Origin of the sequence: Alteromonas lipotrueiana, from assembly GCF_019249245.1 — a bacterium.
In the GTDB taxonomy this organism is placed as follows: Bacteria; Pseudomonadota; Gammaproteobacteria; order Enterobacterales; family Alteromonadaceae; genus Alteromonas; species Alteromonas lipotrueiana.
Genome location: NZ_JAESDK010000005.1, coordinates 174,497 through 183,280, shown reverse-complemented (window position 1 = coordinate 183,280; position 8,784 = coordinate 174,497). Strand labels below are relative to the sequence as shown.

The 8,784-nt window shown below is 43.1% G+C and carries 9 protein-coding genes; 5 read left to right on the top strand and 4 right to left on the bottom strand.

The genetic code is table 11. The annotated features are described in order from the left end of the window. The 4 genes from JK130_RS05655 to JK130_RS05640 form a co-directional block, all read left to right on the top strand. A partial coding sequence (locus JK130_RS05655; protein ID WP_218353255.1) for an alpha/beta fold hydrolase occupies window positions 1–1,062 on the top strand: 1,062 nt, incomplete at its 5' end. Window positions 1,063–1,483: 421 nt separating this feature from the next. Beyond that, complete coding sequence (locus JK130_RS05650; protein WP_218353254.1) at window positions 1,484–1,669, top strand: hypothetical protein; 186 nt, start codon at window positions 1,484–1,486, stop codon at window positions 1,667–1,669. Further along, window positions 1,666–1,968 carry an Imm40 family immunity protein gene (imm40, locus tag JK130_RS05645; RefSeq protein WP_218353252.1) on the top strand — a complete coding sequence of 101 codons (303 nt, stop codon included), beginning with the start codon at window positions 1,666–1,668 and terminating at the stop codon, window positions 1,966–1,968. Before JK130_RS05650 ends, imm40 begins: the two co-directional genes overlap by 4 nt. Window positions 1,969–2,352: 384 nt before the next feature. Continuing rightward, on the top strand, window positions 2,353–2,856 hold the full coding sequence (locus JK130_RS05640) for a tyrosine-type recombinase/integrase (protein ID WP_218353251.1): 504 nt from the start codon (window positions 2,353–2,355) through the stop codon (window positions 2,854–2,856). Window positions 2,857–2,868: 12 nt separating this feature from the next. Here the strand turns inward: JK130_RS05640 and JK130_RS05635 are convergent, their stop codons facing one another. The 3 genes from JK130_RS05635 to JK130_RS05625 all read right to left on the bottom strand — a co-directional run bounded on the left by JK130_RS05635 (window position 2,869) and on the right by JK130_RS05625 (window position 6,190). Beyond that, window positions 2,869–4,122 carry a type II toxin-antitoxin system HipA family toxin gene (locus JK130_RS05635; protein WP_218353250.1) on the bottom strand — a complete coding sequence of 418 codons (1,254 nt, stop codon included), beginning with the start codon at window positions 4,120–4,122 and terminating at the stop codon, window positions 2,869–2,871. Continuing rightward, complete coding sequence (locus JK130_RS05630; protein ID WP_218353249.1) at window positions 4,112–4,450, bottom strand: helix-turn-helix transcriptional regulator; 339 nt, start codon at window positions 4,448–4,450, stop codon at window positions 4,112–4,114. The genes JK130_RS05635 and JK130_RS05630 overlap by 11 nt, the downstream gene beginning before the upstream one ends. 795 nt (window positions 4,451–5,245) lie before the next feature. After that, a complete protein-coding gene (locus tag JK130_RS05625; protein ID WP_218353248.1) occupies window positions 5,246–6,190 on the bottom strand; it encodes a transposase in 945 nt (314 codons plus the stop codon). A 589-nt stretch (window positions 6,191–6,779) separates the two neighbouring features. On the opposite strand from JK130_RS05625, the gene JK130_RS05620 reads away from it, so the two are divergent. Then, window positions 6,780–7,466: a hypothetical protein gene (locus JK130_RS05620; protein WP_218353246.1), complete on the top strand. Its 687-nt coding sequence runs from the start codon at window positions 6,780–6,782 to the stop codon at window positions 7,464–7,466. A 100-nt stretch (window positions 7,467–7,566) separates the two neighbouring features. Here the strand turns inward: JK130_RS05620 and JK130_RS05615 are convergent, their stop codons facing one another. Next, window positions 7,567–8,607 carry an IS481 family transposase gene (locus JK130_RS05615; RefSeq protein ID WP_218353245.1) on the bottom strand — a complete coding sequence of 347 codons (1,041 nt, stop codon included), beginning with the start codon at window positions 8,605–8,607 and terminating at the stop codon, window positions 7,567–7,569. Window positions 8,608–8,784: the final 177 nt, after the last annotated feature.

Sequence of the window (8,784 nt, the reverse complement as noted above, 5' to 3'; positions counted from 1 at the left end):
GCCCAGGCTACCCGCAAAGGCTTCACCGACCATGAACATCTGGATGAAGTAGAACTGATTCATATGAACGGGCGGGTTTATGATTATAACCTTGGGCGTTTTCTTTCTGTAGACCCATTCATACAGGGTGTCGGAAACAGTCAGGGTATTAATCCATACAGCTATGTGATGAACAATCCCCTGGGGTACACTGACCCTACAGGGTACAGTGCAGTTGAAACGGAAGAAGTTAAAAAGGTATCCACTGGTTCAAGAATTGCTAAAAGAACTGGCGAAACCAAGCAAACTGCCACTGTTACGAGTAATGGCGTATCCACAACAGTTACAAAAACTACCAAAAGTAATGGAAGTTCTTCATATACATCCACTTCAAATGGTGGTGGAAGAAGCAAAACTCTTACTGGAGATATTGGTTCACAGCAACAAATAGCAAAGAATGATAGTACCAATGAGAATCCTAATGGCACCTTTTACTTTGGTGGTGCTGGTCTCAACGGTGATTATATTTCAGGTATGAAGGATGCGCTTGAAGAAGCGGGGATAAGTGGAGTTACAACCATTGGCCCAGAAGGACTAAGTGGTGGTGCTATTGTCGATGCCGCAATAGGCTATCTCGCCCTCAATGAGAAAATGGAGGGCTTTCCTCATAGTCTTGGGCTTCCAGATAGCGGTAGTGAGCAATTTAATATGATTGGATATTCCTTTGGCTCTCTACTAGCAGCGCAATATTCAGCCAAATATGCTGATGCTGGTTTCAAAGTAGATAACTTGGTCTTGGTGGGCTCACCGATAAGCAAGAAATTCCTTACCGAATTACAAGGTCATAAGAATATTAGAAACATAAAAGTCAAAGACCTAACTAGCCACGGTGACCCAATAAGAGCAGGAATGAGTGTTGGCAATCCAATAAAAGCTTACAACCTAATAACTACTCTAGGCTCTCAAGATGAACAAAGGAATGGGAGTGGTCATTTCTATTATCGCTGCACGAACTGTGGAGCAACAGGGCAACAACGAAGAAAGCAGTTAGCACAAGAGTTGTATGATGGAGGCTTAAGATAATGGACGTAAGGAAGATAATATCAACAGGACTCTATCTAATCTCAATTTTATTGCTGACTGCAATATCCATCCGATTCCTTTGGATTAATTGGGAATACTTGGCTGAGGGTGAAAACACTGGAGCTTTCTCAAATTTAAGCCATTTAATGAATGCGCTGCTTACATTCCCGTTATGGGTTACAGCTAAGATATTAAACAACACACCACTAGCGAACAAAGTGTACTGGACATTATTAACCATACTTTCTCTAGTAATATTAATTATTCCATCAAGCGGCTAATACAAAACTGTTGGCCGGATCCCTGCGGGATCCGGCTCTTACTTTAGCAACCATCATCACGATTACATTACTAGCAATCCTTATCACCGTATAAATCTTTCCAGTTTTCGACTATAATCTCGAAAGTTACGGAGAGCCAGATGAGTAATATCAGCAACTTAGAAGATTACAGAAGACCCACCCCAAACACCGAAAACTCGAAAATTACCAATACCCGCAAATATAAAGATGTTCGTGAACGTGAATATCTAACCCAAGATGAAATCACCCGCATCAGCAAAGCAGCCGACGCTTTTTCAGACCCAAAAAACTGGATTAATTCATGATTGAAAAATATAAAAACTTAATTGAAGAGAAAGGTGTGTCGCTATACGAAATTGGGGTTAGTGGCGTCGCGTTTCGGGCTGATGACGCACTCCTAGCTATTGAGCTTATCAAGGAGGCTGGTGGTGTAATTTATGGCGGTGACGTAATAAATTTTACTGACAATAAACCTGATATGGGGCACGATAACTGGAGTTGTGACGAGCGAGACTTTCTCACTGTTAGCTCTAAATATATAACGTCATATCGAGAAGCTAACGGTGAAGGCTTCCTTTATCAGTTGGTATCCACGTTGGACTAAGCAAGCCTTACTTACAAGAAAATGACTACAATCCAACACTTTAAGAGTGGTGGATTAAATTCAACTATCACAGTTTCACACCAACTTCGTAAGCGTCTAATAATCCCACCTAGTTCTTAACGTACTGCAATGGTAGCAGTTGCTCGATATCTACGTTTTGCGCGGTGACTTGCTCTAGAGGGAATAATATGGACATCCACCGCTTTAGCCCCGACCGCGTCATGCCCCGAGCAGTGGAGGGAGAGAGTAGTTACAGTTGGATTACAACGAAGAAAGAACACATGAAAGTCTCGGTAATCTGCCTCCGGCAGCCTACCGAGTAAAATTAGAAAACTCTAATTTAGAACTGTCCCATTAAAGGGGAAGTGGACAGGCCCCAAAGGTGTGCGCAATAAAGTTGTGCTGGAAATGTATTATGCCTCAGGTATGAGGCGGGCAGAGCTGGCCGTATTTGATGTAGATACAGTCAAGGATTTGGTTCGGGTAAGAAACGGTAAAGGGCGAAAGGATCGCATTGTACCAATCGCTAAACGCACAAGTGAAATGATGACGCGCTACTTGAATACCATTCGCCCGAAGCTTTCCAGTATCGCCTCGGGTGATACGTTATTTTTAAATGAACGAAGCACGCCGTTTACACCGCGCCAATTATCTTCCTTGGTTCGAAAATATGTGACTTACGCTGGCGAGCGCAGAAAGGGGGCATGCAATTTATACAGGCATACTGCTGCCACCCAGATGTTGGAGAATGGCGCAGACATCCGCATTATTCAAGAACAGTTAGGGCATGCTGATATCTCTACCACGCAAGTCTACACGCATGTCACTAATAAACAGCTGGTAGAGACCTATCAGCGCCACCACCCCGCCGCGCTCAACGGGAAATAGCGACGCTGGGTGTTATTGCGTTATCGAGTATGGGTTCAAAAACTGCCGTTGCCAAAACAACCGCTTATCGATTTCAGACAGTTTAGCTTCGGCACAGACGGTATCAAAGTTATCTTCAATTATCTGAATCTGGTGTTCAAAAATAGCCTTAGCTTCCTCTTGCGATAGCAGAAAGTTATGCGCAGTTTGCAGGCATGTGGCGAGTTGACTCATTTTATTGTTACCTGCAATGAGCATGGCCTGAGACGCTTCGTTTCCGGTACGCCCCTGAGGACATATGTCATAGGCCGGTGTTAACGCTAATGTGTGGCCATTCCAGAACGCTGCATGGTTGCGAGCATGATCGTCTGTATTGCCGCAAAGAACATTAAATGTCAGGCGGCAAAATAGTTCCCGAAGTGTCACCTTCGGTTTAGTAAATCTGTGTCGAATGATTTCTGCCAGTGTCTCATAGCTGGCATACCGCGCCATCATGTCATCCAGTGCAAACAGGGTAAGTGCTGACACAATAGATTTTCTTTCCCAGCCTTCCTCTGAAGTCACACGATCAAATCTTTCTACCAGCAGTACATCTTTATTCGCGGCCTTGGTTAGTTTAACCGGCGCCACATCAAGTCCAGCAAACTTGGCCAATCGCATGGCGATGAATTCGGCCTTAACGACACTGTAGATATCATTACTGGCGGAAAATTTTGCGATGTATTTTGTTCCGTCTTCTTCAATCAGGGCTTTAGGGCGAGCGCCACCAATAGAACTTCCATGAAACAGGGCTTGATCTAGCTCGGGCGTTAGCGGTACGCCTTTTTCAACCCGTTCCGCCGATTCTACTAATTCCTCCATGGTGACATTTTTCGCAGAGCGCGGTACGTATTCGGTAGGAGAAAGCTGAAAATCTAGTGCACCAATGCGGTCAGACCCCGACTCTAAAAGATAGGTCAGCTCATCTAGCTGAGCCGTATCGGTATCATCACCTTTATACCCGAGGCGTCGGTTAATAATAACGCGTCTGCCCCATGCATCTGGCGCACTGTCACGGATACAGCCGGGCACACTGAGCCCGTCTAATAACGGAAGTGCACCGGGACGCAGTGGGAGTTCAGGTTCATAGATAGGCACTGCATCCTTCACTCTTTCTAAGTAACTTTTACCGTAGTTGAAGATCAAATTATCACCATCAGGTGCGAGACGACCTGCCACGACAGGCTTGGTTTCTTCGGGCAACCAAATCCAGACAAATGCTTCTTTATAATCTTGTTTAGAAGTCATCTATTACTTCCTTACTCGTTTTTCGGGCACTTTTAGGCAGCAGTGACAGCTTTTCTTCAATTTGTCTGACCTGCATAGTAAGTCGGCTCGGCTCTGCCTCAAACAGTGTTACACCGACGATTCTGGCTACCTCGAAAGTTGCTCCTATTTCGCATTTAGGATCTGCCTTTTCTATGCGAGAAAGCATCCCTCTGGAAATACCTGCGCGGTCTGCAACCTCCTGTGCACTCATCTTTTTCTCGAGTCTTGAGGCACGAATGAGCTTCGCCAACAATGTCAGCGCCTCTTCGGTGTAACGGGAGTAACTTCTAACTGTCGATTTTGGCATTTGCGTCACATATGAAACATTTAACTGATAAATGTTTTATATATAGTGCATAAAAATAAGTTAGTCAAATTTGATCATGGTTTTATTGCTCTATATATAGAACATGTGAGGTCTTTATGTTCTATATGTGATGCGTTTTTAGTTTAAGTTTTTCCGTGAGAGCAAGGGAACAACTGGACACCCACCTTATGCCGCGAGCGATTTTAAAGAGCGGTACGTAAACTCACTAGGAACAACTGGACACCCACCTTATTCTGGGGATAACTGGACACCCACCTTATTCCGAGAAGATTTTAAAGAGCTGTACCTAAAATCACGTGTATGAATTTATGGGTATAGTTACACGCTTCCAATTTACCGGTAGCTGAAACACTCGCGGAAGTAGACTCCGATCTGGTATCGTCGCTCTTTGAGCAACTGCTTGTAACTCATGGTAATTGCTTCTGATTGTGGCAACTACAGAGTACCACCAACAAGCAGATGATCTTTTTTCACCAATTTAACCATGAAAAACTTTAATGGACATCCACTCTATGTAATCAACGAATCGCTCTTTAGCACCTTAGTTCTCTGGTCGAAACGCTTCCAACATCTGGACACCCACGTTTAACAACAGTTTAAAATGTTTAAATTACCTCTTATAATGTGAAATTTTGTATGTGTTATTATTTCACAGAGGCGAAATTTCTCTAAAAATGCAGGATGCTCTGAGTTGAATAAAATCGAAACAAGCTGAACCTAAGTGTTGTATTAGATCGGTGTAAAAAGGGTTTCTTAAAAAACTTTAAAAGCCTATTAGACGATTAACTTTCTTTTTCTTTCTATTTTTTGTTCAGCGTGGCGAATGCTTATTTGGGTGGTGAACTCAGTTTCAATACTTTTAACCAACCATTGCCAGTCAGTATTCGTAAGGCCGTTTCGTTCTAAAATTGGCCCCAACGCTGTTATCTTTTCTCTTTTACCTGGATAAAATTGCCGGCCGGTCTGTTCTACCAGTTCCACATAGTCATTTAGCAGAAAGGGTAAACCTGACGGTTTGTTGTTACTGGCAATGCCCATTAATGGCCTGAGTTTTTTAGGTTGTCTATTGTTCCGGACCGCTTTTATTTGCATAGATATACTGGTATGTGCCGAATGTTCAGGGGTTTTTGCTAATCCAGCACGTATCGGATTTAAATCAACATATACCATGCAGGCCGCTAATGCAGTTTCATCGAGCAGTGCCTGAGATTTAAACCTACCTTCCCAGAATCGACCTGTACACTTGTCTTCTTTATTCGCCTGTCGGGCGATGTATTCGTTGAGCAGCCGCATAAACCAGCTAATATCATACAATCGTTCACGATAGATTGATGCGGTATTTTCTACGGTTCTGATTTCTGCATCAGACAGGGTGCTTCTTTCAATGGCGTTAAGGTAGCGATTTGTTAACACTGTTCCTTTGCTCAAGCGGTGCCAGCGTTTCAGAACGTCTTCGGTAGACCAGCTCTGGGCAAAAGCTTTATCGATATGCAATACCACGTGGGTATGATTGCTCATTACGGCATAAGCGCATATATCAATAGCGAATACCGAGCCTAAAAACAAAAGCCGGTTTTCTACCCATTGCCGGCGATGTTCATAGCTTTGGCCGGTGAATTTATCTTTTCCACACAAATATGCTCGACGAACACAGCGAGAAACACAATGATAATAAGGGGTTTGTGAAAGAGATATAAGGCTTTTTCTGGGTCTGGGCATAATAGGCAACAGTGTAGGTTAAGTCGCATATTATTTTGCATTGATATCAAAACACTGACTACTGTACTGATTATCAGTCTGTGGATGTCTGGGTTCAGTGGGTGTCTGGGTTCAAAGCGTGGGTCCAAAACGTAGGCTCAACCTTAATATTCCAAGCTCTTGATGCTCAGATTACGAATTGGATGATTATGCTAAGTCTTTCCAAGTGTTCAACTCGAAGACGAAGTGGGTGTCCAATCAGATCGAGCAATTAATGTGGGTGTCCAGTCAGAACACTTAATGTGGGTGTCCAATCAGAACATAATGTGGGTGTCCAGTCAGAACACCAATACTTCACCCAGTTAATGGTGTTTGAAAATAAGAATAGTCTTAATATTGTAAAATCACGTTCTGACAATAATAATGGCTTGCGTATTGTTCAAAGGTATCGGTTGTTAAAGTGAACGAACCCGCGGCCGTTAGTGGTAAATGATTAGATTTCTATTCTGTTTGTATTGAGAGGTAAGTAGAACTAGTGCAACACGTATTGCGAACCATACATCATCTATCATGCTCGGGTGGCACTTTAATCAGCAAGTGCATAGCAGCGATGCAGAATATAGCACTTGCCAGTGAGGTCCATCCGTACAACCCTGGACCTTATCGTTATAATCCGTTTGATCCCGTGCAACTTTTGCTTGCAGGAAACATGATTGAATCTGATAAGACGCGACTTGACGAAATTTTCAGACAGCGAATAGAGCTTGCAAACCGTTTCTGCCTGGAGGATAAGAAGACTTTGGTGATCAGAGATCATTCACATTTTGATTTTCTTATGAAACCAGAGCCCAGCCCTGAACCCAAAAGTGTTTTGAATTTATTGGAGGCAGATTATCACGTTAATTCAGTCCTTACAGTTCGAAATCCTATTGACTCCTTTTGCTCTATGAACTCGAATAAATGGAACCACGGCGGCCTCGATTTTGATAGTTATTGCAAGCGGGTACTGATTTTTCTTGATGCATACAAAGATTTTCCATTGTACAAATACGAAAATTTTTGTAGCGCGCCTGAATCTGTAATGAAAGCAATATGTAAGAACCTTGATATCACCTATTATCAGGGATTTATAAATAAGTTTCACCAGATTGAGCTCACCGGCGACAGTGGGAGGGGCAAGAAGCTGACAATCATTCGTCCATTACCGGAAGTTACTTACAGTGATGCATTTCGACAGGAGGTTGCTCGTTCCTATTATTATCGGGCGGTAAGCGAAAGACTTGGATACGAGCTGTAACTAATAGCTACGATAACGGTATAAAATGCAGAAGGCGATGATGTGTACTAGCTCAGACTTGATCTGACAGTTACCCGTTTTTTCAGGTGCCGCTGTCAGCTTAGATTTGAGCTAAATTCTTCTCAGCCCAAGCCTGTTTCCCATCGATTAATGTTTCCAGTGGCGTTCTACCACAGCACATTTTGCCCTGATGAGTCCTTTCATTGTTGTAGTAATCCATCCACACGTCCAGATCTTTTTGCAGCTCCTCTAACGATGCATAAAGTTTCTTGGGGAAGGTAACTTGATAAAACTCATTCAATATCGTTTTGTGGAACCGTTCGCAGATACCATTGGTTTGCGGTGACATAGCTTTAGTTTTTGTGTGCTCGATATCGTTGATAGCAAGATAAAGCTGGTAATCATGATGCTCGACCTTCCCACAGTATTCTGTACCGCGATCGGTAAGTATTCTAAGCATAGGTAAATCATGCTGTCCGAAGTACGGTAGTACCTTATCGTTGAGTGCGTCAGCAGCCGTTATCGGCGTCTTAGTGGTGTAGAGTTTGGCGAAGGCTACCTTACTGTACGTATCGATGAAGGTTTGTTGGTAGATACGACCAACACCTTTCAAATTTCCCACGTAAAACGTGTCTTGCGAGCCCAGATAACCAGGGTGGAGGGTTTCTATCTCACCGCAAGCCTCGTCATCATTCTTCTTTTTCTCTAACGCAGCAACCTGCGAATCTGTGAGGATAATGCCATCATTGGCGACTTTATCTTCCAGTGCCTTCAGGCGCTTCTTGAAGTTCTCCAAGTCATGGCGAAGCCAAATAGATCTAACGCCACTGCCAGACACAAATATACTTCTCTTCCTAAGCTCATTGCTCGTTCTGTGTTGGCCGTGCGCTGGAAACTCGATAGCGTAATCAATAACAGCTTGTTCTGTTACTTCATCGACGCGGTTCTTAAGGTTAGGTGTTCTGCGACTTTTATCGATTAATGAGTCAATTCCACCGTCCTCAACAAGTTCTTGATAACGGTAAAAAGTATCGCGAGAAACGCCCATGACTTTACACGCTCTTGATACATTTCCGAGTTCTTCGGCGAGATTAAGCAAGCCTGCTTTGTGTTTAATGATTGGATTGTTAGTATGCAACATGAGAGTTACCTATTTTGTTTTGATTAAAGATTCGACACCTTTATCAAAACGGGTAACTCTCATCTTTTCAAGAAGAAGTGTCAGATTAAGTCGAGACTAATTCAGATGATGAAATATTGATCACATTAGCTCTACGCCTTTCATTCGAGCTCACTCTATTATTGTAAAGCTTTTTTC

Bases quoted from the DNA above. Each gene is read 5' to 3' on its own strand.
- JK130_RS05650 (WP_218353254.1), top strand. From the start codon at position 1,484: ATGAGTAATATCAGCAACTTAGAAGATTACAGAAGACCCACCCCAAAC.
- JK130_RS05620 (WP_218353246.1), top strand. From the start codon at position 6,780: ATGCAGAATATAGCACTTGCCAGTGAGGTCCATCCGTACAACCCTGGA.
- JK130_RS05630 (WP_218353249.1), bottom strand. From the start codon at position 4,450: ATGCCAAAATCGACAGTTAGAAGTTACTCCCGTTACACCGAAGAGGCG.
- JK130_RS05635 (WP_218353250.1), bottom strand. From the start codon at position 4,122: ATGACTTCTAAACAAGATTATAAAGAAGCATTTGTCTGGATTTGGTTG.
- JK130_RS05625 (WP_218353248.1), bottom strand. From the start codon at position 6,190: ATGCCCAGACCCAGAAAAAGCCTTATATCTCTTTCACAAACCCCTTAT.
- JK130_RS05615 (WP_218353245.1), bottom strand. From the start codon at position 8,607: ATGTTGCATACTAACAATCCAATCATTAAACACAAAGCAGGCTTGCTT.
- imm40 (WP_218353252.1), top strand. From the start codon at position 1,666: ATGATTGAAAAATATAAAAACTTAATTGAAGAGAAAGGTGTGTCGCTA.